Below are 25,678 nucleotides of genomic sequence, written 5' to 3'. Positions count from 1 at the left end.
GGCGTATCGGAAACGTATCGCGGAACGCAGACGCTGACGCAACGGCCGCCCAGGTGGAGTGGTGGCATGCTGACCGATCACCTCACCAGCGAACGTCTGCTGACCGCTCTGGCCGGCCTCGCGGTCGTCGCGCTCACCGTTTCCGCCTGTACGGCGGCAGTCTCCGGCCAGGACCAGTCGACCAGCAGCAACACCGCGACGAAGAGCGGCCCGCTGAGCGCCGCCGACGGCGTACTGCCCGACCACACCTCCGCCTACGACACCAACCTGCCCGGCGTCGCCAAGCTCGGCCCGGACCTCCGCAAGGCGGTCCAGCGAGCCGAGACCGCGATGAAGGCGGACGGCATCTCGATGCAGGTGACCAGCGGCTGGCGGAGCAAGAAGTACCAGAAAGAGCTGCTGGACAAGGCGATCCGCAAGTACGGCAGCCGGAAGAAGGCGCTGGAGTACGCCGCTGACCCGGACAAGTCGCACCACGTCACCGGGCACGCCGTCGACATCGGCCCGACCGCCGCTGACGACTGGCTGATCCGCAGGGGCAACCGCTTCGGCCTCTGCCAGACGTTGTCCAAAGAGAGGTGGCACTTCGAGCTGGTCACCACACCCGGTGCGCCCTGCCCGGCGATGAGCTAACGCGGCTCTGCCGGCGGGTCCGGGAGTACGGCGAGCGGCCGCTGCATCCAGGCCACGTCGTGCCAGCGGTCGAGCTTCCAGCCGATGTTCCGGTACGTGCCGATCGGCTCGAAGCCGAGCGCCTTGTGCAGGCCCTCGCTCGCGTCGTTCGGCAGCGTCATCCCGGCGACCGCGGTCCGGTAGCCGCGCTCGGTCAGCCGCTCGAACAGCGCCTCGTACAGCGCCCGGCCGCCACCGGTCCGGCGCCGTCCCTGCTCGAGGTAGACGCTCACCTCGCAGGACCAGCGGTACGCCGCTCGCGCCTTCAGCGGACCTGCGTACGCGTAGCCGACCACGCGGCCGCCCTCCTCGAGCACGACCCAGTCGTGCGCAGCCGCGATCCGGTCGGCCATCTCGGCCGCGGACGGCGGATCGAGCTCGAACGTGATCGCCGTACCGGTCACGTAAGGCGCGTAGATCGCCGCGCACGCCGCGGCGTCCGCGGCCGAAGCATCCCTGATCATGTGACGATAGTAGACACAACTGCGGCTATAGTGGCAAGCGTGTCCGACGAACTCTCCCGATCGCTCGCGGCGACCGTGCACGCGGCGCGGGTCGCGCACGACCTGTCCGTGAACGCGTTGGCCGAGCGGTCCGGAGTCTCCCGCGCGATGATCGCGAAGATCGAGCGCGGCGAGGCGCAGCCGACCGCCGTACTGCTCGGGCGGCTGTCCGGCGCTCTCGGTATGACGCTGTCGGAGCTGGTCGCCCGCGCCGAGAGCACGGGCGACCTGCTGCGTCGCGCTGAAGAGCAACCGATCTGGACCGACCCTGTCACCGGCTACCGACGGCGGGCCGTCTCACCGGTCACCGACGACCCGCTCGAACTGGTCGAGGTCGAACTGCCGGGCGGTGCGTCGGTGTCTTATCCGGCCGACGCGTACATCTTCAAGTACCAACAGCTGTGGATCCTCGACGGCCACCTACGCTTCCACGAAGGCACGCAGGTCCACGACCTACACCCCGGCGACTGTCTCCAACTCGGCCCACCGTCGCCCACCACCTTCCACAACCCAGGTACGACGGCATGCCGCTACCTGGTCGCACTCGTCAAAGGTCGCTCGTAAACCCCGAACCACTTGGCCAGCCCGTCGCGCAGCCCGTCCACATCACCAGCATCCGAAGCCGCCCAGGCGACGTATCCGTCTGGCCGAACCAGCATCGCGAACGCGCCTTCACCCACCGCGACGTCGATCCGCTCCGACGTGACGGACTGCGCGTAGGGCGAGCCGGGCAGCAGATCCACCAGCACGGGACGGGCGGTGCGCAGCAGCTCGGCCAACCGCTGTTCGCCAACCAGCAGGTCAGGGGCCCAGTGGCCGGTTAGGGGGTGGGGGCCGTTGAAGTAGTGGATGTCGGCGCCTGACATCAGGTTGGCGAGGCGCTGGATGTTTGCTGGGTCTTGCAGGAATTCGCCGAACAGTGAGCGGAGCGCGGTGACCTCGTTGCCTGGGGCAATTAGTGCGGACTGGGCCTGGGTGGACATGACGACCCGCTCGCCGACCGGGCGGCGCTCCGATTCGTAGGTGTCGAGGAGGTCGTCCGGTGCCCAGCCCTGGAGGACGCCGGCCAGTTTCCAGCCGAGGTTGACCGTGTCCTGCAGCCCGAGGTTCAGGCCGGGCCCGCCGATCGCGGAGTGGACGTGCGCCGCGTCGCCCACCAGCAGGGCCCGCCGGTCCCGGAAGCGGGACGCGAGCCGGCTGTTGCCGCCAACGACTCGGCGCAGCAGCCGCGGTCCGTCGCCCTCGGGCTCACTCAGCGGCAGGTGCACCCCGAGGACCCGATCAACACTCTCCTGCAACTCCGCAAACGTCATCGGCCCGTCGCCGGGTACGTCCCACTCTCCCGTGCTGATCGCCGGCAGCCGGTCCGGGAACGGCGCCCACACGAACAGCCCGCGCTCGGTCCGGTGGTGCAGGAACGGCCGGATCACGCCGTACCCCGGGATCCGCAGCAGGCCGTCCTCTACATACGCAGCCGCAGCAGATCCCGTCCGCGACACCATCGAATCGTTGGACACCCCCGGGAAGTCGATCCCGGCCAGCTTCCGCACCACACTGCGCCCACCGTCAGCCCCGACGAGGTACTGCGTCCGCAGCTCGTAAGCCCCATCCGGACCGGCAATCTCAACCGTCACCCCGTCCGCGTCGTGAGTGAAGCCGAGAAGCTCGTGGCCGCGGCGGACCTCGGCGCCCAGCTCCAAGGCCCGCTCCTCCAGCACCTCCTCGATCCGGCGTTGCGGCACCGGCAGCAGGTACATCGGGTTGTCTTCCAGCACGCTGAGATCCAGCGGCATCGCACCGAAGACGAAGCCGGGCTGCGGCCGCGGCGGTCCCGCAGTGCCGCTCAAGCGCTCAAACAACCCACGCCGGTCGAGCATCCGGACAACCTGCCCGACCAGCCCGTTCGCACGCGGCTCATCCGAATGCTCCGGCAATCGTTCCAGCACGATCGGTTGCACCCCGGCCAGCCGGAGCTCGGCGGCGAGCATGAGGCCGTTCGGTCCGGCCCCGGCAATGACGACGTCTGCATCCATGGCGGATGTCCTTCCAGAAAGTAGGCGTGACCCAGCACCCCGGCGACCAGCCAGGGGTAGAGCAGCAGAGAGTTAGTGAGGTTCGGGAAGTCCCGCGGCCAGCAGGTCGAGGGCTTCGTACAGGAGGTCACCCATCGACCGCGGCGGGTCGGCGCGCAGCCATTCGGCCGACACCACCGACCTGGCCGCACCGATGACTTCGGCGACCAGCCGTGGGTAGAGACCCGTGGCCCCGGTGCGCTCCGCGACCGCGGCGGTCAGTTCGTCCGCGGCCACGGCGTACGCCGCCGCGATCGCGCCTTGCAGCGCCGGCTCCGACATCATCAGCCGAATGCCGGCGACCCAGTGCTCGTCCGGCGGTTGGCCACCGTCGGACGCTCCGAGCGCGTACCGGGCCTCGATCGCGGCCCGGATCGCGACCCACAACGGCTCCTCGGCCGGGCGGACCCGGAGCTCTTCGGCGATCGCGTACATCCGGTCGACCTCGCGGGCCGCGATCGCCTCGGCCTTGCCGGCGAAGTAGTTCCGGAAGGTGCGCAGCGAGACCCCGGCCTCGGCGGCGATGTCCTCGATCCGCACGTTGCCGTACCCGCGCTCGACCGCGAGCCGGACGGCCGCCCAGCTCAGCGCGATCCGCGTCTCCTGCTTCTTCCGCTCCCGCAACCCGTCGGCCATACCTCGACCGTAGCAAACATTGCCGAAAGAGCAAAGATGCCTAATCGGCAAATTTCACCGATCCGGTGAGACCGGGCAGACGAGCATGGTTGGGTTGAGGCATGACCGTGTCCCCGCTGGTCTGGGTGCTGACCCTGCTGGCCATCGTCGGCCTGCTGTTGTTCGACTACTTCTTCCACGTCCGGTCGGCGCACGTGCCGACGCTCCGCGAGGCCGCGATCTGGTCCTCGGTGTACGTCGGCATCGCGATCCTCTTCGGACTCGGCACGCTGGTGCTCGGCGGCGCCGGCATGGGCTCGGAGTACTTCGCGGGCTACGTCACCGAGAAGGCGCTCTCGGTGGACAACCTGTTCGTGTTCCTGATCATCATGACCGGGTTCCGGGTGCCGCGGGAGAACCAGCAGAAGGTGCTGCTGGTCGGGATCGTGGTCAGCCTGATCGCGCGGGCCGCGTTCATCTTCGTCGGGTCCGCGCTGCTGCACGAGTTCGCCTGGGTGTTCTACCTGTTCGGGATCGCGCTGCTGCTGACCGCCGGCAACATGCTCAAGCCGGAGACCGAGGAGTCGCACCAGGCCCAGAACGTCGTCGTCCGGCTGGCTCGCCGGCTGTTCCGGACCTCCGACGACTACGACGGGGACCGGCTGACCACCCGCGTCGACGGCCGCCGGATGATGACCCCGATGCTGCTGGTGATGGTCGCGATCGGCGGCACCGACCTGCTTTTCGCGCTGGACTCGATCCCGGCGATCTTCGGCCTGACCCAGAACGTGTACGTCGTGTTCACCGCGACCGCGTTCAGCCTGCTCGGCCTCCGGCAGCTCTTCTTCCTGCTCGACGGCCTGCTGGACCGGCTGCTCTACCTGTCCTACGGACTGGCCGGGATCCTGGCGTTCATCGGCGCGAAGCTGATCCTGCACGCGCTGCACGAGAACAACCTGCCGTTCGTGAACGGCGGCGAGCCGGTCGAGGTGGTGGAGATCAGCACCGGGTTCTCGCTGGTCGTCATCCTCGTCGTCCTGCTGGTCACGATCTTCGCGTCGCTGTTCAGCACCCGCGGCCGGACGGTCACCGCGATGGCGCACATCCGCCGGGACGCGACGGCGTACCTCGACCCGGAGTACACCGACGACGCGGACGAGCGGGAACGGGTCTTCCAGCGGCTGCTCCGGGCCCGTGACCACATCAACGCGCTGGGACCGCAGGCCAAGCAGCAGGTCCGGAACGAGGAGGACCTGATGGCGCTCTGCCGGCAGGTCGGCGAGGCCCACGCGGCGGCCCACGCCGGCCACGAGATCCGCCCCAGCCTTTAACGCAGCAGCCCTTTGAGGAGCTCGTACGCCGCATTTGTGACGACGCCACCGGCCAGGACGCCGGCAGCCTTCGTCAACGCTGAGCTCAGCTGGAGAACGGAAAACCCGTCCTCACGGACCTCGCCGGGTGCGTAGTCCCGCAGCTCGGGGCGGTCCGCACGCCAGTCGCTCATGATCTCCACCATTGAGCCGAGACTCCGATCCAGGCTCACAGAGCGGAATGACTGCCAGTCGACCAGATCCGGTGCTCCCTGGTAGGCCATGAAGCTGACGAGCTCCGCGTCGCCGGAGTACCTCCACGGAGCCCGGGTTTCGACCGAGACCACGGTGGAGAGGAACCGCCGGGCGTCGAAGCGCCACAGCGGTACACCGAGGACGCTGGGTGCCTCGATCAGCTTCCCGGCGAGACTCTCGTACCCGACGAAGTGCAGGTCCCAGCGGGCGCCGGAGCGCAGGTTGAGGTACGAGAAGTTCCGCTCGAGGTCCTGGAAAACCAACGACCCCGGCGGACAGAACACGAGGCTGACCAGCACCGACCCGTCAGCAGCCTGGCCGGCCGCCTCGGCAATGTCATCCGTCAGGTGCTGCCAGGACGAAGTCGGGAGCATCGAGTGCAGCAGCTCGCCGCCGACCTCTTCCTCGACGCTCTCATAGGCGCGCGCGTACTCCTCCAGCTCCTGGTCGGATCCAGCTCGGTAACAGACGTACTCGTCCAGCCCGTCGCCGAGTCGACCAGCACACTCCGCTACCGCCGACGCCTCGACCTCGTGCCGCAACTCGTAGCTGCAGCTTCGGGTCAGCCAGGGGATCGACGGTGCGGTTCGCGCGAGTCTGACCATGACCGGACCCTACGTCAGCCTTTGACGGCTCCGGAGGCCAGACCGCTCACGTAGAACCGCTGCAGGCCGATGTACAGCACCACGCACGGGATCATCGCGATCACGGCGCCGGCGACCAGCGAGCCGAAGTTGATCTCGCCGTACGCACCCGCCTGGACGTTCACCAACGCGACAGGCAGCGTGTAGAGCTCGTCCTTGGTGAGGAAGGTGAGCGCACCGAGAAACTCGGTCCACGCGGCCAGGAACGCATAGAGAGCGACGGTCGCCGCGCCCGGCATGATCAGCGGGCGCAGGACCGAGCCGAGCATCCGGAGCGTCCCGCAGCCGTCCACCTGCGCCGAGTCCTCCAGCTCGACCGGCACCGAGGCGAACGAGTTCCGCATTACGAAGACCCCGAACGGCAGGTTGACCGTGGTGTAGAACAGCACCAGACCAAGCAGGCTGTCCGTCAGCCGGAGCGTGTTCAGCTCCAGGTACAGCGGCGTCAGGATCGCCTGGAACGGGATCATCATCGACACCAGGACCAGCGCGAACAGTACCGGCCCGCCACGGAACCTGAACCGCGCGAACCCGTACCCGGCGAAGGTGGCGAGCACCGCGGTCAGCACCGCGGTGCTCAGGGCAACGACCAGACTGTTGCCCACGGCCCGGATCAGATTGCCGGGCCCCTCGATCAGGGTCCGGAAGTTCTCCCAGGTCAGGTGGAAGAACGTGGCTGGGTTCGGCGCCGCGACGATCACGTCGTTCGGCTGCAGCGAGCGGAAAAGGGCCCACAGCAACGGTACGGCGAAGACCAGGAACGCACCGCCGCCACCGACCAGGTAGAACGTGTTCTTGAGTCGCATCGTCAGTCCTTCTCCCGGAGCAGCCGGAACTGGGCCGCGGTCACCAGCCCGACCACGATCACCAGCACGATCGACAGCGCGGTCGCGGCACCGAGCTGCAGCTGGACGAAGGCGCGGTTGTAGATGTACTGCACCACCGTCGTGGTGTCGGTCCCCGGACCGCCGCGGGTCAGGATGTAGAACTGCGAGAACGCGAGCAGCGAGCCGACCACCGAGATGATCACCGACATGGCGATCGTCGGACGCAGGATCGGAATCGTGATGTCGCGCTCCTGCTTCCACCAGCCGGCGCCGTCCAGCTCGGCCGACTCGTAGTACTCCCGCGGGATCGCCTGCATCCCGGCCATCAGCAGCATCATCGTCAGGCCGCTGACCGCCCAGATCACCAGCACACAGATCAGCCCGGTGGCAAGCGGGCCGTCCACCAGCCAGGCCGTCGTACCGTCGGTGATCCCGAGTGCGCGGAGCACGATGTTGATCACGCCGCTGTCCGGCTGGGCTTCGAGCACGGTGACGAAGCTGAGCGTGGACAGGCCGACGACGAACGGCAGGAAGAACACGGTCCGAAGCAGCGTTGAGCCGCGGCGCTTCCGGCGGACCAGGACCGCGAGGGCGTAGCCGAGCACCAGGATCGGCCCGGTCACGATGACCGTGTAGAGGAGGGTGTACAGGACGGCCTTCGCGAAGGCGGCGTCGGAGATGATCGCGGTGTAGTTCTTCACCCCGCTGAACTTCACCGCTCCGATCAGCGGCCAGTTGGTCAGCGAGATCACCAGGGCGAACGCCAGCGGGACCAGCACGAACACACCGACGAAGAGAACCGCTGGTGTGACCAACAACAGCCCGGTCCGGCCGGGATGCGTGAGCGAGCGCGGCGTACTCATGCTTGCCCCTGGCGGAGGATGCGGTCGTAGTTCTGCTGGGCTTCCTTCATGGCGGCGTCCAGTTCGCCGTCGAAGACCGCGCGGCGGAACATCTGCAGCCACGGACCGTCCGGCTGATTGTAGAGGAGGTTGTAGGAGAGCGTGGTCGGCGCGTACCCCTCCTCGATGCGCTCCAGGGGCAGCGTCGCCAACGGGTACTTCTTCGCAAACTCAGGGGTCCGGGCGTCCGATCGCACCGGCGTGTACCCACCGGCCGGCAGGTCGATCTGCTGCGGCAGGTCCAGCGCGAACCGGACGAACTCCCAGGCACCGGACGCGTTCTTGGCACCCCGCGGGATGCACATGTTGTCGCCGCCGTCGAAGAACGCCGCGCCGCCATCCGGTCCGGACAGCAGCCGCGGCGCGACCTTCTGGTGGAACTTCTCGTCGGAGGCCGAGACCACCACGCTGTAGTTGGACGGGAAGATCCCGATCTTGCCGGCCCGGAAGTCGCTCCCCCAGCGGGACGCGTCGTCGGAGAAGTTCGCCCGCGGGACCAGCTGATCCACCCACAGCTGCCGGTGCAGCTCGAGCATCTGCCGGACGGCGTCGTTCCCGACGATGTGCCCGGACTGGCTGCCGATCGTGCCCTGGATCAGATCGGTGTCGGCGGCCCACACCATCGGCTGTACGACGAAGCCGAGCGCGCCCGGGCTGTTCGCCGGGAAGCTCCACGCGTAGATGTCGTCACCCAGTTTGCGGAGCTTCTTGGCCGCGTCGAGCAGGTTGCCGAACGACTTCACCGCCTCGTCCGGATCGACCTCCGCCTGGTCGCAGAGCTCGGTGTTGAACCAGAACATCGAGTTGTCCGCGAGGTACGGGACGCCGTACACGCGCTCGTCCTTGGTCGCGAGCCGCAGGTGGCCGGGGCTCAGCTTGTCCCGGAAGTCCAGGGCGGCGAGCGGTTCGGTCAGGTCGGTGAACGCGTCGCGGTAGATGAACAGCATCGAGTTGATGTCGTCGATGTCGACCAGGTCCGGTACGCCGCGGCCGCGGATTGCGGTGGCCAGCTTGGTCACGTACTGCGCGTCCAGCACCGGCGTCAGCTCGACGGTGAGCCGGTCCTGGGACGCGTTGAACTTCTTCACCAGGTCGGTCAGACCGGTCTGCGTCGCCGCCCGGCACCAGACCTGCACGGTGCCCGTGGCGTCCTGCCCGAAGCCGGCCGCCTGGACGTCGGGTTCGGGCAGGACCGAGCTGCAGCTCGACGCGAGGCCGGCCGTGGTCGCAGCGGCCGTGAGGCCGAGGAAAGCCCGCCGGGTGAGCACGCTCAGCCCCTGGGCAGCCAGACGCGCATGGCACCCAGCTCGCGGTTGGCCCAGGCGTAGTACGGCACCGCGACCACCTCCACCTGCTCACCCGTGGAGTCGACCACGCCGGGCTCGAACGACCACCCCGGCCGGTGTCCTGTTCCGACCCGTCCCTGGGCCCTCAGCACGGTCACCCCGTCCAGCAGATTCGTCTCCTCCGCCACAGGGGTCTCAGGTACCAGATGCAGGTCGTCAACCTCAGCCTCGTTGTCCACCTGTTCGACGGCGTACACCAACGGACCACGCTCGAGCGCCACACACCCACGTACTGCGTCGATGCGCGGGTCGGCTGCTACCACGCGCGGGGTGAGCGGGAGGTGGAGCTCGATCTCGGCGGCTTCCACCCGGGCGTATCCACCTGCGGGGACAGATGCGCCGTTCACAGTCGCTCCCTCCGCCCACCCAGGAATGCGGAGTTCGACAGCAGTGGGCTCGGTAGCCGTGATGCGGACCGTGCCGTCCCAGGGGTACGCCGTCTCCACGTGGAGATCGCCGATATCACCGGTGACGTATTGGTGGATCTGAACCGCGTCATCCGACACCGTGGCGACGTACGCGTCCAGGCTGGCGAGCGTGCGCATGATGTTGGGCGGGCAGCAGGCGCAGTCGAACCAGCCGCGGCGCCCATGCGCCGGACTGCGCCCGTTGTCCGGGAAGGCGCCGCCGCGCAGCTGCAGCGGGTTCACGTAGAAGTACTCCGTCCCCCGCAACGACACCCCGGCCAGGAACCCGTTGTAGAGCATCCGCTCGATCGCATCGGCGTACGACGACTCCCCGGTGGCCAGCAACATCCGCCACGCCCATTGGATGCCACCGATCGCCGCACACGTCTCGGCGTACGCACGGTCCGTCGGTAGCTCGTACTCGTCGCCGAACGCCTCGCCCTCCCACCGCGCACCCAGGCCGCCGGTCACATACGTCTTCGTCGACCACATGTGGTCGAACTGCACCTTCAACGCGTCCAGCAGCTCGGTGTCCCCGGTCTCCAGCGCGACGTCGGTCGCACCGGCCGCCAGGTACACCGCACGGACCGAGTGGCCCTCGACGGAAGTCGCCTCGCGGACCGGGACGCGGTCGGAGAAGTACGCTGGCGCGTGGCCGTGGTTCTCGATGATCCCGTGGCCGCGCGCCTCCACGAACCAGCGCGCCAGCTCGAGGTACGACGCCGTACCTGTCTCGCGGTACAGCTCGACGAGCGCCATCTCGATCACCGGGTGTCCGTCGACGTCGACCGTCTTGCCGTCGCCGAACGTGGCGACCAGGTGGTCCGCCAGCTTCACAGCCACGTCCAGCAGAGCGGTGTCGCCCGTACAACGGACCTGCGCGACCGCTGCCTGGATCAGGTGGCCGGCGCAGTAGTGCTCGTGGCTCCAGACCAGCTGCTGGTACCTGCCCTCGTCGCCGTGCCGGAGCTGGACGACCGAGTCGAGGTACCCGTCCGGACGCTGCGCCGCGGCGACCACAGCGGTCAGGTCGCGGATCCGCTTGAGCAGCTCGTCATCGGGGTTGCGCCCGTACTCCCAGGCTGCGGCCTCGAGCCACTTGTAGACGTCGGAGTCGGCGAAGATCGGGCCGATCGCCTCGCCCTCCCCGATGCCGGCGGCGAGGCGGAGATTGTGCAGGTTGCCGGCCTGCTCCAGCTGGTCCTGACCGCTCGGGATCGCGTCGGCACCGTTGCGGGCCTGGCGTGGCGCCCAGAACCCGCCGGTGATCCGGACGTCGCCGCGGCCGAGCGGCCGCCGGCGTCCCTTGGTGGTCTTGGTCACGGCTGAACTCATGCGCAGACTCCTCGGGCCACGGAAAGATTCAGAATACGTTTTCCTGCACGACGTTAGGCGCGGTTGGCGGTATGGTCAACATCTCGGAAAGGAGTTGCCGATGGTTTCCCGCAGCGTTCCGCGGATCACCGACGTCGCCGCGCTGGCCGGCGTCTCGATCGGGACCGCGTCGAAAGCGCTCAACGACACCGGCCAGCTCCGCGCGGAAACCCGCGAGCGGGTACGGCGGGCCGCCGAGCAGCTCGGGTTCACCCCGGACGGCCGCGGGCGGGCGCTCTCGTCCGGGCGGAGCTTCACCGTCGGCATGATCACCACGGACAGCTCCGGACGGTTCAGCATCCCGATCATGCGCGGCGCCGAGGACACGCTGAGCGCCGGCGAGATGGCGCTCGTCCTCTGCGACACCCGCGACGACCCGCTCCGCGAGCAGCACTACCTGCGCTCGCTGGTGTCCCGCCGGGTGGACGGGATCATCGTCACCGGCCGCCGGACCGAGGCGCGGGCGCCGATCGACGTACCGATCCCGGTGGTGTACGCCTTCAGCCCGTCGACGGATCCGGGCGACACCTCGCTGGTCGTCGACGATCACGGCGGCGCGAGCTCGGCCGTGCGGCATCTTCGCGAGCTCGGCAGGTCCCGGCTTGCGCACGTGACCGGTCCGGATACCCACCAGAGCGCTCTGGCCCGGGCCGCGGCGACGGTCGAGGCGGCCGGCGATTCATTGATCGGACCGCCGATGCACGGCGAGTGGAGCGAGCGGTGGGGCCGGCATGCGGTCGACGTACTGCTGCGGACGCATCCGGAGCTGGACGCGATCTCGTGCGGCAGCGACCAGATCGCGCGCGGTGTCTGCGACCGGCTGCGCGAGCTCGGCCGGTCGGTACCGGACGACGTCGCGGTCACCGGGTACGACAACTGGTCGGTGATGGCGCTGGCCAGCCGGCCGCCGCTGACCACGGTCGACCTCGAGCTCGAGGAGCTGGGCCGCCGGACCGCGGGGCACCTGCTCGACGCGATCGGCGGTTCGACCCACCGTGGCCTGCTGGAGCTGCCCACGCGCCTGGTCACCCGGGAGTCCACTCTCGGCGCCTGAAACGCTGCGCGACCGGCCGGTCATCGACCGTGGCGCAGGTCTCCGGATGGTCATCCGTACGACTGCCGCACGTTGCCGAAGAACACTAGATTTCTTCAGGTGCTGCGCAAGCTCCTCATCGGCGTAGCGGTGATCGCCACTCTGGTGGCGGGGGTGGGCACCGCGCGTCTGGTCCTTCCACGGGCCGATCCCACCCGCGGCGTGGTCAAGCAACTGGCGTTCCTGCGGGCGGAGCTCGAGGGTGGCGCGGACCGCGCGGCCCAGGAGCAGTATCCGGAGGGGTACTTCTTCCTCAACGTGCTCTACGGACTGACCTGGGTGCAGGTCGGGCTGACCGATCCGGACCGGGCCGTCGACGCGGCCGGCGAGGCGCGCTGGGTGCTCGACCGGCTGACGTCCCCGGCCGGTACGGCGCCGTTCACCGAGTCGCTGCAACCGTCGTACGGCGTCTTCTACGCGGGCTGGACGAACTGGCTCCGCGGTGGACTGGTCGCGCTCAACCAGTCGAACGCCGGCGACCTGGACGCGTTCCTGAGCCAGTCGGTCGAGATCGCGACGGCGTTCCGGACCGCGAAGACGCCGTACCTCGCGTCGTACCCGGGACAGGCGTGGCCGGTGGACTCGGTGGTGGCGATCGCGTCGCTGCGGCTCTACGACTCGTTGGTCGTCCCACGGTTCGGGCAGATCGCACGGAACTGGGTCACGACCGTAAAGACCAAGCTGGACCCGTCGACCGGACTACTGCCACACCAGGTCGCGCCGTCGGCCGTCGGAGCGCGGGCGTCGTCGCAGGGGATCATCCAGCGATTCCTGCTCGACGTGGATCCGACCTTTGCGCGAGCGCAGTACGAGATCTTCCGGGACGAGTTCGTGACTCGGGTGGGCGTGCGCGAATACCCGAAGGGGTCGGGCGGCCCGGGAGATGTGGACTCGGGGCCGCTGGTGCTCGGGATGAGTCTGTCCGCGACGGTGGTGGCGATCGGGGCCGCGCAGGTGCACCACGATCCGTTGGCGGACCGGCTGACGCGCGAGGGCGAGCTGGTCGGACTGCCGTGGACGGGGTTGAAGACCAAACGGTACCTGTTCGGGGCGGTGCCGATCGGGGACGCGTTCCTGGCCTGGTCGAAGTCGGCGCGGCCGTTCGTGGCGGGTGAGCAGGCGAAACTCGCGGGCGGGTGGTTCTGGTGGCGAGCGCCCTGGCTCGTGTTGCTCTGGCTGCCCCCGTTGCTGCTCTGGGGGTTGTGGCGGTACGGGCGCCGGGGGCGGCGGCGCCTGCGGTCCCGTGGACCGTAGGGTGGTCGGGTGCAGCGGATCTCGTCGCGGAATGCTCGGTTCCAGGTCTGGCTGGCGTCCCTGGGGAACCGGAGCAAGCGGCAACGGGCCGGTGAGTTCCTGGTCCAGGGCGTGCGGCCGATTTCGGTTGCCGTAGACAACGGCTGGCCGGTGCGGACGATCATTACCGACTCCTCGCGGCCGCTGTCGCGGTGGGCGCAGGATCTGCTGCAGCGGCTGCCCGGCGCCGAGCGCGTCGCGATGGCTCCCGAGCTGCTCGCCGAGCTGGGCGAGAAGGACGACGCCGCACCCGAGCTGATCGCCGTGCTGGAGCTACCCGCCGACGACCTGTCCCGGATCCCGATCGGTCCGGACTTCCTCGGCGTGGTCTTCGACCGACCGAGCGGTCCGGGGAACATCGGTTCGATCATTCGATCAGCCGACGCGTTCGGCGCGCACGGAGTGATCGTGACCGGTCATGCGGCCGACATCTACGACCCCAAGGCGGTCCGCGCCACCACCGGTTCGCTCTTCGCGATCCCCGCCGTCCGCGTACCGTCGCACCGCGAGGTGATCGAGTGGGTCCGCCGATCACCCGTCGAGATCACCATCGTCGGCACCGACGAGGCCGGCTCGGTGAACGTCTTCGACCACGACTTCACCCGGCCGACGCTGCTCCTGATCGGCAACGAGACCAACGGCCTCACCGCCGCCTGGAAGCAAGCCGCCGACCACCTGGTCCGCATCCCGATCACCGGCTCAGCCAGCTCCCTCAACGCATCCAACGCCGCCACCGCGACGTTGTACGAGATCTCCCGCCAGCGCTCCCATTCGTTCAAGACAGACTGACCGCGGCGCCCGTAGCGTCGCGGGCATGAGGCCACAACCTTTGATCGCAGTCAGCGACGTGGAGAAGAGCAGCGCGTGGTACTGCGCTGTTCTGGACGCCAAGAGCGCGCACGGCGGACCGGAGTACGAGCGGCTCGAGGTCGACGGCGTACTGGTGATGCAGCTGCACAAGCTGGACGTCGAGCATCACCACGGACTCTTCGGCGATCCCGCGCATCCGTTGGGGAACGGGTTTGCCGTCTGGTTCGAGACGGACGACCTGGGCGCGGCGGTCGAGCGGGCGCGTGGGTACGGCGCGACCGTGCAGACCGACGTCCATCTCAACCCGAACGCTCAGCATCACGAGATCTGGTTGCGGGATCCGGACGGGTACCTCGTGGTGCTGGCGTCGTCACGCGGTGCAGAGGAGTTCGCCGTGCAGGATTGAGATCCAGGCGCCGGGTGTGGTGGACCAGGTCTTCCAGGCGGTCGAGATGTTGGTGAGGGTTTGGTCGGGGACGCCGGCGGCGCGGGCTTGGTCGGCGAGCGCGGATTTGAGGATCCGGTCGGCCCACATGCCGCCCCACCACGCGCGGTCCTCGTCGGTGGCGAAGCACCAGTTCGTGGCGCTCGGTTCGACCTTTTCGAAGCCGGCTTGGAGGGCCCAGGACAGCAGGCGGCGACCGGCGTCCGGCTCGCCGCCGTTAGCGCGGGCCATTCGCTGGTACAGCGCCATCCACTCGTCCAGCTCGGGCAGCTCCGGATACCAGACGAAGCCGTGGTAGTCCGAGTCGCGGACCGCGACCGTTCCGCCGGGCTTGCAGACTCGGCGCATCTCGCGCAGCGCCTGCACCGGATCCGCGACATGCTGCAGCACCTGGTGCGCGTGGACGACGTCGTACGTGTCGTCCGGGATGTCCAAGGCGTGCACGTCGCCGACGACGAGCTCCACCTCGACGTCGAGCGTGGCGAATGTCGCGCGGGTGATGTCGAGGGCATCGTCGTTCGCTTCCAGCGCGGTGATCCGGCCGGGCTCGACCAGCCGGGCGAGGTCGGCGGTGATCGTCCCGGGGCCGGCGCCGACGTCGAGCAGCGACATCCCGGGGCGCAAGTGCGGAAGCAGGTAGCGGGCCGAGTTCTCGGCGGTCCGCCAGCTGTGCGAACGCACTACCGACTCGTGGTGGCCGTGCGTGTAGACGTTGTTCATCCCAGGCTCCTTTGCCATCGATTCGACGTTAGCGCAGGATCTTGCTGGATGAGACATAACATCTCGAATAACAAGACAGCAGGTATGACCGGATATGGCCAGAACTGGATCGCCGGCTGGGCGACTCTGGATGGGCAAGAACCAATCTCAGGAGGATCCAGTGCTGGCAAAGGTGTTTCCGATCAAGCTGCAGGACGGCAACCAGGCGGTCGCCGAGGAGATCGTGCGCGAGTTCGCACCGCAGGGCCCGGGGGTCGAGGAGGGCACGCTGTCGTTCCGCGTCTACCGCGACCCGGCGAACCCGGACTACCTGCTGTTCGTCGAGCACTTCGCGGACCAGGCGGCGTACGACGCGCACACCTGGTCGGCGGCGTACAAGGAGCTCATCGCGGGCCGGTTCGCCGACCTGATCGTGGAGTTCGTCGAGATCGACCACGAGCTGCTGGTCGCGCTGTGAGCACCCAGATCGAGCTCGCGGCGCGGCTGCGCGAACTCCACGGGCAGCCCCCGCTGGTGCTGCCGAACGCGTGGGACGCGGGTTCGGCGAAGGCGATCGAGGCCGCCGGCGCGACGGCGATCGCCACGACGAGCGCGGGTGTCGCGTGGGCGGCCGGCGTGGATGACGCCGGTGGCCTCGACCTCACGTCGGCAACGACAGCGCTGCGGGAGATCTGTGCGGCGGTCTCGGTGCCGGTGACCGCGGACATCGAGGCCGGGTACGGCGATGTCGCGGCGACGGTCGCGAGCGTGATCGAGGCGGGCGTCGTCGGGATCAACCTCGAGGACAGCACGGCTCGGGTGCTCGACGATCCGGCAGTGCACGGCGAGCGGATCAAGGCGGCCCGTGCGGCGGCCGTTGCTGCCGGCATCGATCTTGTGATCAACGCGCGCACCGACACCTATCTGTACGGCGACAGGACCGGGACGATCGAGCGGGCGAAGGTGTACGCCGACGCCGGTGCGGACGTGCTGTTCGTGCCGGGTGTTGTCGACCTGCCGACAATCGTCGAGCTGGTCAAGGAGTCGCCGCTGCCGGTGAACGTGATGGTCGGGCCGGGTGCTCCGACGGTGTCCGAGCTGTTCGAGGCCGGGGTGACCCGGATCAGCATCGGGCCGGCGATCACGGTGGCGGCGTACGCGCTGGCGACAGCTGCCGCGAAGGAGCTGCTGACGAGTGGGACGTACGAATCCCTCACCGCCCGTTGAAGATCAGCGCTGACCGGTCAGACGGTGGCGCTGGTCAGTTGGTAGACGGCGGCGAGTGAGCGCCAGGGCGCGAGGCGTTCGGCGTCGCCGTCGAGGGGCCAGACGTCACGAGCGCCGAGCCGCAACGCGATGTGGCGGGCGGCTCGGAGGCTCGTGACGGCCTCCAGTTGCTGGACCAGCTCCTCCGGCTCCGTCCCGCCGTCGAGCCGAATGGTGCCGTCAGCAACCGCACGCGCCAGCGGCCCGACCCGCTCCGCACCGGTCAGCGCCTCCGGCCCGGGGAACGCGTGGGTCAGCCCGTGGTCCAGCCCAGGAATGGGTACGCCGTACACCTCGACGATCTTCTTCAACGCCTCCTCGGCGTCGTCGGGCGCGAGCTGGTCCCGCAGCGCCGCCTGCACCGCGACCTCGAACGGACCCCACGCCCCCGGGATCCGTACCCCAGGACGCGCCTCGACCAGCGTGGCGAACTCCGGATCGTTGGAGAGGTGGGTCCAGGCCCGCACCGGCTCGCAGTGCAGACTCACCAGCCGGGCCGCGCGGTCGACGACGTGCATCACACCCTCCCAGTAGGGCAGATGAGCCCGCAGCAGCAGGTAGTCCTCGCCACCCGGCCCGAGCTCCAGCACGCCAGGCTCGCCGTCGAGTGAGATGGTCCGCCGGTAGGTCAGGTCCTGGACCGACTCCACCCCAGGGATCGCGTGCGCGGCGAGGAACTCGGTCATCGCCTCCCAGTTGAGCGGTGGCGTGAACGGCAACCGCAGTACCAGACCGCCGTCCGCGACCAGCCGGTCGCCGCGGCGCCGGCGGTCGCGGAGCTCGCGCGGCGAGGCGCGGAAGATCTCGCGGATCGCCCGGTTGAACTGCCGCAGGCTCCCGAACCCCGACGCGAACGCGATCTCCGCGATGCCGAGGTCGGTGTCGTCGAGCAACCGCCGGGCGAAGTGTGCCCGCCGGGACCGCGCGAACTGGTCCGGTGTCACGCCGAGGTGCTCGGCGAACATCCGCCGCAGATGCCGCGGCGAGACCCCCAACCGCGAACCCAGCGCGTCCTCGCCGGACTTGTCCAGCAGACCGGCGATGATCAGCTGCACCGCGCGGCAGACCAACTCGGGCGCCTCGTCCGCGACGGTCCCGGCGACGCGGTACGGCCGGCAGCGCAGGCAGGCGCGGTACCCGGCCGCCTCCGCGGCAGCGGGCAGCTCGAAGGTGCTCACGTTCTCTGCGAGCGGTTTGGCGCCGCAGCCGGGGCGGCAGTAGATCCCGGTCGTCCGAACCGCCGAGTACGTCGTCACCAACCCCACCCTTCAACCGTCCCGAACACCGTATTCGGCCCCACCGACAGTTCCTGACCGAGCTCTTACACAGTTTTTTACCCACTGTCCGCGGTCATCGCTAAGGTACGGCGCGTGCAGTCCAAACCGATGCTGGTCGTGGTGAGTGGCCCGCCGGGCACCGGCAAGACGACGCTGGCGCACCGGGTCGCGGCCGCGATCGGCTGCCCGGCGATCTGCCGGGACGAGATCAAGGAGGGGATGGCGCACGCGACGCCGGGATTCGTGCCCGGACCGGGTGACCCGCTGACGATGCGGACGCTGTCGACGTTCTTCGACGTGATCGGGCTGCTGATCGGCCGCGGTACGACGGTGGTTGCCGAGGCAGCCTTCCAGGACCGGCTGTGGAGCCCCGGGCTGAGCCCTTTGCTGGGACGCGCCGACATCCGGGTCCTGCACTGCACGGTGCCGGCGGAGATCGCGCTGGCGCGGATCAACTCGCGCTCGGAGCTCGACGCGCGGCGGGCTGCGCACGAGGACGCGCAGATCAGCGCGGAGGCGCGGCTGCGGACGCACAACGCCTTCCAGCCGGTGGATCTGCCTGTCCCGTCGATGGTCGTCGATACCAGCAGGGAACCGGATCTGGACCAGATCGTTGCCTTCCTCTCCTGACCCCTGCGGCACTTTGCGGACGGACTAAGGTCGGGGCGACGAAAGGGGCTGCGGATGCTGGAGAGATTCGCGGAGTTGACGACGGCGCACATCGCCGATGCGTGCGTACGGGCCGGGGTGCCGGTGCGGACGGTGTCGTTGACCGCGGTGGTCGGCGACCGGGTTGCCGGGCGGGTGTTGCCGGCGCAGCACGTGGGCAGCGTGGACGTGTTCCTCGAGGCGTTCGAGTCCGCTGCCGAGGGCGACGTACTCGTGGTGGACAACGGTGCGCGGACGGACGAGGCCTGCGTCGGGGACCTGGTGGCGCTGGAGGCTCGAGCCGCCGGGATCGCCGGCATCGTGATCTGGGGCTTGCACCGCGACACGGTCGACATCCGGGCGATCGGGCTGCCGGTGTTCAGCCTGGGCGCATTGCCGACCGGGCCGTTGCGGCTCGACCCGCAGCCGGCCGACGCGTTGTCGATGGCAACGATCGGCCCGTGGACGGTGACCCGCGAGGACGTCGTACTGGCGGACGAGGACGGGGCGATCTTCGTACCGAGCGCGCGGGTCGAGGAGTTGTTCGCCTTGGCGGAGTCGATCCGGGACACTGAGCACCGGCAGGCGGACGCGATCCGCGGCGGGCGGACGTTGCGCGAGCAGGTCAGCTTCACGCAGTACCTCACTGGTCGGGCGGCGGATCCGTCGCTGACCTTCCGGCAGCACCTGCGCGCGGTTCGGGGAGCGATCGAGGAATGAGTCTTGCGGGTGCTTGGAAGCTGGGCGACGTCACGGTCGACCGGATGGGGTTCGGGGCGATGCGGATCACCGCGAACCCGGACCGCTCGGTGGCTGTCGACGTACTGCGGCGCGCGGTCGAGCTGGGCGTGAACCACGTCGACACGGCGGCGTTCTACGCGTCACCGGGTGGGACGTTGCGGGTCGGGTCCGGTGCGAAGCGGTCTGCGAACGAGTTGATCCGGGAGGCGTTGGCGCCGTACCCGAGTGGGCTCGTGATCACGACCAAGGTGGGGCCGGGGGAGGATCCGGAGCGCGGGTTCTACAACGCGACGACGGCCGCGGAGCTGCGGGCGCAGGTCGAGCTCAACCTGACGCAGCTGGGCGTCGATCGCCTCGACGTGGTGAACCTGCGGGTGCCCGGTGCGGGCTCCATCGCCGAGCGCTTCGAGTGGCTGGTGGCGCTGCGGGACGAGGGCCTGATCGGGCAGCTCGGCGTTTCGAACGTGAGTCTCGAACAAGTCGAGGAGGCGTTGGCGATCGCGCCGATCGTCTGCGTCCAGAACAGCTACGCGGTGGACCGCCGGCGCTCCGAGGACCCGCTCATCGACTTCCTGGCGGAGCGGGAGATCGCCTATGTCCCGTTCTTCGCGATCGCCGGCGCGGCTCGCGAGTCCGGAGCGGCAACGGACCACTCTGCCGAGCTCCAGGCCATCGCGACGGCCCACGACGCGACGCCGGCCCAGGTCCGGCTCGCCTGGACGCTGCACCGCTCGCTCAACATCCTTGCCATCCCGGGCACCGGTGACCCCGCGCACCTGGAGGAGAACATCGCCGCCGGCTCGCTGACGCTGTCGGCGGATGAGGTCGCGACTCTCAGCCTCGGGTCGGCTAGCTGACGGCGGACCGGACCGCCGGGACGATTTCCTGGGCCCAGCGGGCGACCTGCGTCTCGTACGGGTCCTCGCCGCCGAGGGGGAACAGGGTGAAGCCGGCTGCTTGGTGGTTGAGGACGGCGTCGGTCAGCTCCTCGATCCATTGGGCTGGGGAGCCGCCGAGCCAGCGGTTGTCTTCGTCACGGGTGCGGCGTACGTCAGTGCGCGTGATGGCACCGGGGAAGTTGTAGACGGTGGCGATGTCGGACGGCTTGCGGCCGGCTTCGAGGGCGGCCGCGTCGATGATCCGGCGGCCGTCGCGGTACCGCTCACTCAACCAGTCGGCGGCGCGGCCGGGGATCCAGCCGTCGGCCTGTCGACCGGTCGCGGCGAGGGACTTCGGGCCGTTGGAGCCGGTCCAGACTAGCGGCGCGGGTACGGCGGCCGCGCGGAGCTGACCGATCGGGTAGTGCTTCGTGGGCGCCGGATGACCGCCGTCGGACATCGCGTGCACCAACTGCATCGCCTCCTCGAACGCCTCGACCGCATCACGCGGACGCTGCTCGGGCACGCCCATCGTGGTGATGCGATCCATCGCCCCGCCCGCGCCGAGCCCGAGGATGAACCGGCCGCCGGACAGCACGCTGAGGGTCGACGCCGTCCGCGCGAGCATCGGCGCGGGACGCAGCGGCAGGTTGGTCACGTTGACGAACGCCGACAGCCGCTCGGTCCGGCCAAGCAGGAACGCGATGCCGGCGTACCCGTCGAGGAGGTCCGCGACGTACGGATGGTCGGACAGGCTGACGTGGTCGAGTCCGTCGCGGTCTGCCTGCTCGGCCAGGCGCAGGATCGCGTCCCGGTCGCCGAGGTGGTCGGGTGAGCCGTAACCGAAGACCGTCATTGCACGCTCCCTGTTAGTTCGATGTCCTAACTAGTTGTAGCACGAATTGTTAGAACACCAAACTATTAGGCTGACGGACTACTATGGCCGGTATGGCGACCACAGCTGCCGCACCGCGAACCTCAGCCGGCCTGGACCCGCGGACCTCGGCCGCCGCGCCGCGGACCCCAGCCGGCCGGGAGGCGCGGACCTCGGCCGGGCCGGACCTGGCCAGTTCGCTGGTCCGGACGATGCATCTCCTGCAGGACGTGCACGGCGAGGTCAGCCGCCCGCTCGGCCTGACCCCGCAGCAGGCTCACCTCATCTGCGTTCTGCTGTCCGGCCCGACCGGCATGACCGACCTCAGCCACATCCTCGGCATCGAACGCTCGAGCCTCACCAGCATGGTCGACCGCCTCGAACGCCGCTCGCTGGTCGCCCGGACGACGCACCCCACCGACCGCCGAGCCTGCCGCATCGAACTGACCCCCACCGGCGAAACCCTCGCCAACGAGTGCCACGCCCGGGTAGTCGCCCGCATCGACGACCTGACATCCACCCTCCCGCCCGCCACCCGCCGCACCCTCACCACCACCCTCCAGTCAATCCTCAACCAGGCCTAATGCAGTGAGGTACGGCTGGCTGGTTAGCGGCGGCCGCCGGGTTCCCAGGGGTGGACGTTCTTGAGTTCGGCGCCGACGAGATCTGCGGCGGCGGCTGCGTCGGGCGCTTCGACGAGGGCGGCCCGGCCGCGGTGGGCGTTGGTGTGGAGGTCGCGGAGGTCGCCGTACACGATCAGGTGGGGTGAGCTGAGCGGGCGCGGCTCGTCCTGCGTGAGGACGAGCCACCGGCTGTACTCCGGTGTTGCCGCGGTGAACTCCCACATCGTGCGGCCGGTGTGGTTGTCGAAGCGGTACGTGTCGACCGACTCGAAGACGCCGCCGACGTAGTACGGATCCTCGTCCGTGAAGACGCGCAACGCCTCCACGTCCGGGAGGTCGACGATGTGCATACTGCCGGTGGTCTCCTCGCGGTCCTCGGTGAGGGACGGGCCGCGGGCGACGAGTTCGTCGGCGTACCGGTCCATGAAGTCCCAGTGCTCCGGGGTCAGCCGTTCCTTGAGCTCGCCGGAGCCGGCGCGGTCGCGGGCGTAGACGAAGTACTGCGTCACTTGGCCGCCAGGTGCAGCCGCAGGATCGTGTCGTAGTCGACGATCTCGACGCCCGGCTGGCCCTTCGCGACCAGCTCGTGGCTGGGGACGATCAGCAGCTTGCGCGGGTCCGTGACGTCGACGTCGTACTTCGACTTGACCTCGGCGCGGTTCTCCTGGGACGTGAAGTAGTCGGCGTACCGCGTCAGGTTCTGTACGCTCTCGTTGGTGCGGAGCGAGCGGCGGCGCTTCTTGCCACCGGCCGTGTCGACGACCGGGAGCTGCAGGGCGCCGATCACGTGGCTGCCGTCCTCGCGCTCGAGGATGAAGTCGGGCTGCAGGTCGTCACCGAGCGACGGGCGGCGGACGAGCCGGCTCCCGCCGAACGCGGGCAGCAGGATCTCCTCGTGCCCGTCCAGGAACTCGTCGACCGTCACGTCCTGCAGACCGTGCGCGAGGTACGTGCTGGCGAACGCGTCCGGCTTCAGCTCCGCCGGATCGATCGGCAGGCTGATCGTGCCGATCGGGTCGAGGTGCGGGCGCGCATTCGAGTAGTTCTGCAGGTACTCGAGGTACTTGTCGGCGGGCTCCGAGCGGTGGATCGCGACCGCGAAGAACGTCCAGTGCACCCGGATCGAGTCGTCGGTGGTGTGCACGAGCAGGGTCCGGTCGAAGGTCGCGTAGTTCCCCGGGGCGAACTTCAGCAGCTCCTCGCCGGCCGCGACGTACTCCTGCCCGAGCATGCCCAGCGCGCTCGGGAGCCGCTCGACCAGGGCCCGCCGCCCCGCCTGCGTCGCCACGGTCGCGTCCTTGAACAGGCTCTCCCCCGGCAGCGTCATCACCGCGGGCGCCTCGGTCCCGACCCCGAAGTACTCCTCGACGGTCCGGACCTTCTCCCGCCGTACCTCGAGCGTCCGGTACTCCCGGCTCAGACCCACCAGCTCGAGAATGTTCCAGTCCGGCGTCTCGGTCAGCACCATCAACCGCGGAAACACCATCGGCCCCGGCAGCTCCGTGCGGTGACTCACCGGCAGGTGCCCACTGACCCCCTTCAGGTGCTCCCCCCAGAACGACCCGTTGACCTTCACGAACTCAGTGGGTTTCATCGCTCTCCTCGTAGTGGTCCCACAACAGCCAACCCCCAGCTGCTCCGACCCTATTCCCTGCCCGCCTCGGCAAGGCCCCCGAGGCTGGGGTCGGCTGGGGTCGGCTGGGCTCAGCGCAGGGCGATGATCTTGTCATTGCCGCCGGCAAGGACCAGGTCGCCGGCGGCGGTGATGCCCGCGTAGCAGTGGATCGCGTCCTGGAGCTGGCGGGTGGTGACGGCTTGCTGGGTGATGGAGGTGAGGCGGCAGTAGCCGCGTTGGTCCCAGAGGATGGCGACGCGGCCGTCGGCGGTGACGGCGTACCGCTGGTCTGAGGGGGCTGGTGCGGTCTGAGTCCAGGCGGGGCGGCCCGTGGCGGCGTCGAGGGCGGTGACGACGGTGGTTGTGCGCGCTTGTTCTTCGCTGGGACAACTGATGACCAGGAGGAGGTTGCCGGCCGGCTCGACGTTGGTGCGGCAGGTCCATTCCTTCGGTGGTGACCAGCGCCAGGTCTCGGCGCCGGACGACGGGTCGATACCTACCAGGGTGCTTTCGGCCTGTTGCTGGACGATGCGGTCGCCGGTGGTGATCAGGCGGCCGCCGTCGGTGTCGTGCGTCCAGAGCTTCTTGCCGGTCTTCAGGTTGAGGCCGACGAGTTGGTCGGGGTCGCCGCAGCTCTTGTCGAGTTCGGCGACGACCGTGTCCGCGGTGGCGGTTGCGTCGATGGCGGTGCAGGTGCCCGGTTTGAACGTCCAGCGGTCGGAGCCGTCAGGGTTGGCGCCGTACAGCTTGTCGGAGCCTTTGCTGACGGTCTGGCCGGTGAGCAGCGGGTCGGTGTTCTGGATGTCTCGGTCGTCCGTGGTCCAGGCGGCTTCGCGTTTGCCGGTGTCGGCGTCGAGGACGAAGTACCCGATGTCGTCGTACGAGGCGAGCAGCTTCTCGCCGCCCTTGAGCGCGTAGAGGTGCGGGCGGTCCTCGGTGTCGGACCGGGTGTAGGTCCAGCGGAGCTTGCCGGTCGCCGGGTCGAGCATCTCGATGCTGCCGGAGCTGCGGGGTACGGCGATCCCATGCGCGGTACCGATGACGCCTTCGAGGGTGCCGGAGGTGGTCCAGGCCAGCGCGCCGGTGAGGTCCGAGCGCGCGCTCATGTCCGCGGGCTGGTGTTGGCCGTCCAGGTACTCGTTGGCGCTGAGCAGGTAGGCGCGCTGCACCGGGTCGACGACGTAGGCGGCGAGCAGTACGACGACCACGAACGCTGCTGCGCCGGCCAGGACCTGACCTCTGGTCCTTTGGCTGGTTGGCCTAGTCAGCGTCGCACCGATCGCGACTGCGCCAGCGACGATGAGCAGGACCGATGCGATGACTAGCAGCGGTACGCGCGCGCCCACTCCGGACACCTCGTTGGTATCCGGCATGGTGATCCAGACCGTCAGCACGCCGACGATCCCCACCAGCGCCGGCACGGCCGCGACTATGCGCGCTCGGCGGTCGCTGCGGCGGACCGCCCAATAGACAAGAGCTACAGAGGTCGCCGCGACCAGCGTCAGCACCACCGCCGGCCAGTGTGAGTCCCCGCTGTACTTCGGCACCCGCCACGGCTCCTGCGCCGCGCCAAGTGCCACGACGACCGCGAGCACGGCCGTCAACACCGCCACCGTGCCCAGCCCGGCCCGCTGCCAACCACGCCACGGATGCGGAATCATCCCGTCGAGCGTCTCCAACTCCGCGGCAAGGTTGACCCGCGCATCCGCCTCAAACCGCTCAAAACCAACCCCAGTCCGAAAGATCCGCGCCGCCCCCAACACCCCCCGAACCTCCCCATACCGCCAAGCAACCGCATCACCCCCACCACGCGCATGACCCGCGCCCAACCCACCAGCGCCCCGCACGCCCCGGTCCCGCACGCCCGGCTGTCCATCGGCAGGCTGCTCTCCTGAGACCTGCTCGCCCGCGTTCCGCCCGGCTCTGGTCAGCTCACCCGCGTCCCGCTCGCCCGTATCCCGCTCGTCGGCGTCCCGCCGTACCGCGGCCTGTTCGCCCGCGTGCCGCCGTACCGCGGGTCGCTCGGCGGCGTCTCGGCGTAGTTCTCCTGCGTGGGTGAGGTAGTTCCTGTCCGCGAGCATTGCGTTGACCGCGTCGAGGAGCACGTCTCCGTTGGGATCCGGTGTGCGCGCGGCCCCGATCCCACCGCTCAGCCGGACCAGCCGCGCAACCTCCGCCACCCGGGCGTCGCTCACCCCGCATCCCGGCAACGACTCCTCCGCCAGCCGCGCCGACGCCTCGGCATCCTCAGCCGCCGTGTTCCCCCGCGCGTGCTCGGCCCGGTGCAACCAAGCCGCCAACCCCACCGCGACCGGGTCCGTCGCCAGCTGCTCCAACGCCCCCACAGCCTTCAACACGACGGCGAGATACCGCTCCCGATAAACACCCCGCCCCCGATACCGCCCCAGCAACTCATCCCCCAGCGCCCCCGCCCCAGGCACCAGCTCATCCCACGACTCCCGCAACGCATCCACCCGTCCGATGCTGGC

General features: G+C 69.2%; 27 protein-coding genes. 13 read left to right on the top strand and 14 right to left on the bottom strand.

The annotated features are described in order from the left end of the window. Positions 1-66 precede the first annotated feature (66 nt). Positions 67-633 (top strand): M15 family metallopeptidase, encoded by a 567-nt coding sequence (locus AB0E69_RS03215; protein WP_360138714.1) that lies wholly within the window; start codon positions 67-69, stop codon positions 631-633. Here the strand turns inward: AB0E69_RS03215 and AB0E69_RS03210 are convergent. Continuing rightward, on the bottom strand, positions 630-1,136 hold the full coding sequence (locus AB0E69_RS03210) for an N-acetyltransferase family protein (protein ID WP_360138711.1): 507 nt from the start codon (positions 1,134-1,136) through the stop codon (positions 630-632). The two genes, AB0E69_RS03215 and AB0E69_RS03210, sit on opposite strands and share 4 nt — an antisense overlap. A 39-nt stretch (positions 1,137-1,175) precedes the next feature. On the opposite strand from AB0E69_RS03210, the gene AB0E69_RS03205 reads away from it, so the two are divergent. Continuing rightward, positions 1,176-1,739: an XRE family transcriptional regulator gene (locus tag AB0E69_RS03205; protein WP_360138708.1), complete on the top strand. Its 564-nt coding sequence runs from the start codon at positions 1,176-1,178 to the stop codon at positions 1,737-1,739. On the opposite strand, the gene AB0E69_RS03200 is transcribed toward AB0E69_RS03205, so the two are convergent. Continuing rightward, positions 1,706-3,208 carry an FAD-dependent monooxygenase gene (locus tag AB0E69_RS03200; RefSeq protein WP_360138705.1) on the bottom strand — a complete coding sequence of 501 codons (1,503 nt, stop codon included), beginning with the start codon at positions 3,206-3,208 and terminating at the stop codon, positions 1,706-1,708. The two genes, AB0E69_RS03205 and AB0E69_RS03200, sit on opposite strands and share 34 nt — an antisense overlap. A gap of 72 nt (positions 3,209-3,280) precedes the next feature. Continuing rightward, positions 3,281-3,883, bottom strand: a complete 603-nt coding sequence (locus tag AB0E69_RS03195) for a TetR family transcriptional regulator (protein ID WP_360138702.1) — start codon at positions 3,881-3,883, stop codon at positions 3,281-3,283. 101 nt (positions 3,884-3,984) lie between these two features. Between AB0E69_RS03195 and AB0E69_RS03190 the strand changes: the two genes are divergently transcribed. Next, positions 3,985-5,193 carry a TerC/Alx family metal homeostasis membrane protein gene (locus AB0E69_RS03190; protein WP_360138699.1) on the top strand — a complete coding sequence of 403 codons (1,209 nt, stop codon included), beginning with the start codon at positions 3,985-3,987 and terminating at the stop codon, positions 5,191-5,193. On the opposite strand, the gene AB0E69_RS03185 is transcribed toward AB0E69_RS03190, so the two are convergent. The 5 genes from AB0E69_RS03185 to AB0E69_RS03165 are packed head-to-tail and all read right to left on the bottom strand — an operon-like array spanning position 5,190 to position 10,888. Further along, a complete protein-coding gene (locus AB0E69_RS03185; RefSeq protein ID WP_360138696.1) occupies positions 5,190-6,032 on the bottom strand; it encodes a hypothetical protein in 843 nt (280 codons plus the stop codon). The two genes, AB0E69_RS03190 and AB0E69_RS03185, sit on opposite strands and share 4 nt — an antisense overlap. A 14-nt stretch (positions 6,033-6,046) precedes the next feature. Further along, a complete protein-coding gene (locus AB0E69_RS03180) occupies positions 6,047-6,877 on the bottom strand; it encodes a carbohydrate ABC transporter permease (protein ID WP_360138693.1) in 831 nt (276 codons plus the stop codon). A gap of 2 nt (positions 6,878-6,879) precedes the next feature. Next, on the bottom strand, positions 6,880-7,761 hold the full coding sequence (locus tag AB0E69_RS03175; protein ID WP_360138690.1) for a sugar ABC transporter permease: 882 nt from the start codon (positions 7,759-7,761) through the stop codon (positions 6,880-6,882). Further along, the gene (locus tag AB0E69_RS03170) at positions 7,758-9,068 is read right to left on the bottom strand and encodes an extracellular solute-binding protein (protein ID WP_360138687.1); all 1,311 of its coding nucleotides are present in this window, start codon (positions 9,066-9,068) and stop codon (positions 7,758-7,760) included. The genes AB0E69_RS03175 and AB0E69_RS03170 overlap by 4 nt, the downstream gene beginning before the upstream one ends. 2 nt (positions 9,069-9,070) lie before the next feature. After that, positions 9,071-10,888, bottom strand: coding sequence for a beta-L-arabinofuranosidase domain-containing protein (locus AB0E69_RS03165; protein ID WP_360138684.1), 1,818 nt, complete (start codon positions 10,886-10,888; stop codon positions 9,071-9,073). 100 nt (positions 10,889-10,988) lie between these two features. Between AB0E69_RS03165 and AB0E69_RS03160 the strand changes: the two genes are divergently transcribed. From AB0E69_RS03160 to AB0E69_RS03145, 4 genes are all read left to right on the top strand, one after another. Beyond that, positions 10,989-11,981, top strand: a complete 993-nt coding sequence (locus AB0E69_RS03160; RefSeq protein WP_360138681.1) for a LacI family DNA-binding transcriptional regulator — start codon at positions 10,989-10,991, stop codon at positions 11,979-11,981. Positions 11,982-12,080: 99 nt separating this feature from the next. Beyond that, complete coding sequence (locus AB0E69_RS03155; protein WP_360138678.1) at positions 12,081-13,274, top strand: hypothetical protein; 1,194 nt, start codon at positions 12,081-12,083, stop codon at positions 13,272-13,274. Between the two features lie 9 nt (positions 13,275-13,283). Further along, the gene (locus AB0E69_RS03150) at positions 13,284-14,102 is read left to right on the top strand and encodes a TrmH family RNA methyltransferase (protein WP_360138675.1); all 819 of its coding nucleotides are present in this window, start codon (positions 13,284-13,286) and stop codon (positions 14,100-14,102) included. Between the two features lie 25 nt (positions 14,103-14,127). Next, entirely contained in the window at positions 14,128-14,529 is a 402-nt protein-coding gene (locus AB0E69_RS03145) for a VOC family protein (protein ID WP_360138672.1), read from the top strand. Here the strand turns inward: AB0E69_RS03145 and AB0E69_RS03140 are convergent. Next, positions 14,494-15,306, bottom strand: coding sequence for a methyltransferase domain-containing protein (locus tag AB0E69_RS03140; protein ID WP_360138669.1), 813 nt, complete (start codon positions 15,304-15,306; stop codon positions 14,494-14,496). The genes AB0E69_RS03145 and AB0E69_RS03140 overlap by 36 nt on opposite strands. Positions 15,307-15,448: 142 nt before the next feature. Here AB0E69_RS03140 and AB0E69_RS03135 point away from each other — a divergent pair, with 142 nt between their 5' ends. Both AB0E69_RS03135 and AB0E69_RS03130 read left to right on the top strand, forming a co-directional pair. Further along, on the top strand, positions 15,449-15,745 hold the full coding sequence (locus AB0E69_RS03135) for an antibiotic biosynthesis monooxygenase (protein ID WP_360138666.1): 297 nt from the start codon (positions 15,449-15,451) through the stop codon (positions 15,743-15,745). Beyond that, positions 15,742-16,494, top strand: coding sequence for an isocitrate lyase/phosphoenolpyruvate mutase family protein (locus AB0E69_RS03130; RefSeq protein ID WP_360138663.1), 753 nt, complete (start codon positions 15,742-15,744; stop codon positions 16,492-16,494). Before AB0E69_RS03135 ends, AB0E69_RS03130 begins: the two co-directional genes overlap by 4 nt. A 17-nt stretch (positions 16,495-16,511) precedes the next feature. Here the strand turns inward: AB0E69_RS03130 and AB0E69_RS03125 are convergent, their stop codons facing one another. Then, entirely contained in the window at positions 16,512-17,789 is a 1,278-nt protein-coding gene (locus tag AB0E69_RS03125) for an AlkA N-terminal domain-containing protein (protein WP_360138660.1), read from the bottom strand. A gap of 114 nt (positions 17,790-17,903) precedes the next feature. On the opposite strand from AB0E69_RS03125, the gene AB0E69_RS03120 reads away from it, so the two are divergent. The 3 genes from AB0E69_RS03120 to AB0E69_RS03110 are packed head-to-tail and all read left to right on the top strand — an operon-like array spanning position 17,904 to position 20,056. Then, positions 17,904-18,440 (top strand): AAA family ATPase, encoded by a 537-nt coding sequence (locus AB0E69_RS03120; protein WP_360138657.1) that lies wholly within the window; start codon positions 17,904-17,906, stop codon positions 18,438-18,440. Between the two features lie 54 nt (positions 18,441-18,494). Continuing rightward, positions 18,495-19,178, top strand: coding sequence for an RraA family protein (locus AB0E69_RS03115; RefSeq protein ID WP_360138654.1), 684 nt, complete (start codon positions 18,495-18,497; stop codon positions 19,176-19,178). Next, a complete protein-coding gene (locus AB0E69_RS03110) occupies positions 19,175-20,056 on the top strand; it encodes an aldo/keto reductase (RefSeq protein WP_360138652.1) in 882 nt (293 codons plus the stop codon). Before AB0E69_RS03115 ends, AB0E69_RS03110 begins: the two co-directional genes overlap by 4 nt. On the opposite strand, the gene AB0E69_RS03105 is transcribed toward AB0E69_RS03110, so the two are convergent. Continuing rightward, positions 20,049-20,933: an LLM class flavin-dependent oxidoreductase gene (locus AB0E69_RS03105; RefSeq protein ID WP_360138649.1), complete on the bottom strand. Its 885-nt coding sequence runs from the start codon at positions 20,931-20,933 to the stop codon at positions 20,049-20,051. The two genes, AB0E69_RS03110 and AB0E69_RS03105, sit on opposite strands and share 8 nt — an antisense overlap. Positions 20,934-21,025: 92 nt before the next feature. On the opposite strand from AB0E69_RS03105, the gene AB0E69_RS03100 reads away from it, so the two are divergent. Next, positions 21,026-21,535, top strand: coding sequence for a MarR family transcriptional regulator (locus AB0E69_RS03100; RefSeq protein WP_360138646.1), 510 nt, complete (start codon positions 21,026-21,028; stop codon positions 21,533-21,535). Positions 21,536-21,558: 23 nt separating this feature from the next. Here the strand turns inward: AB0E69_RS03100 and AB0E69_RS03095 are convergent, their stop codons facing one another. From AB0E69_RS03095 to AB0E69_RS03085, 3 genes are all read right to left on the bottom strand, one after another. Next, complete coding sequence (locus tag AB0E69_RS03095) at positions 21,559-22,083, bottom strand: YciI family protein (RefSeq protein ID WP_360138643.1); 525 nt, start codon at positions 22,081-22,083, stop codon at positions 21,559-21,561. Then, a complete protein-coding gene (locus AB0E69_RS03090) occupies positions 22,080-23,168 on the bottom strand; it encodes a hypothetical protein (RefSeq protein WP_360138640.1) in 1,089 nt (362 codons plus the stop codon). The genes AB0E69_RS03095 and AB0E69_RS03090 overlap by 4 nt, the downstream gene beginning before the upstream one ends. Before the next feature lie 110 nt (positions 23,169-23,278). Continuing rightward, the gene (locus AB0E69_RS03085; protein WP_360138638.1) at positions 23,279-25,663 is read right to left on the bottom strand and encodes a PQQ-binding-like beta-propeller repeat protein; all 2,385 of its coding nucleotides are present in this window, start codon (positions 25,661-25,663) and stop codon (positions 23,279-23,281) included. Between the last annotated feature and the right edge of the window lie 15 nt (positions 25,664-25,678).

It is taken from the genome of Kribbella sp. NPDC026611 (assembly GCF_040638345.1).
Taxonomy (GTDB): Bacteria; Actinomycetota; Actinomycetes; order Propionibacteriales; family Kribbellaceae; genus Kribbella.
The sequence above is the reverse complement of the archived record's forward strand: the minus strand, read 5'-3'. Positions and strand labels throughout refer to the sequence as shown.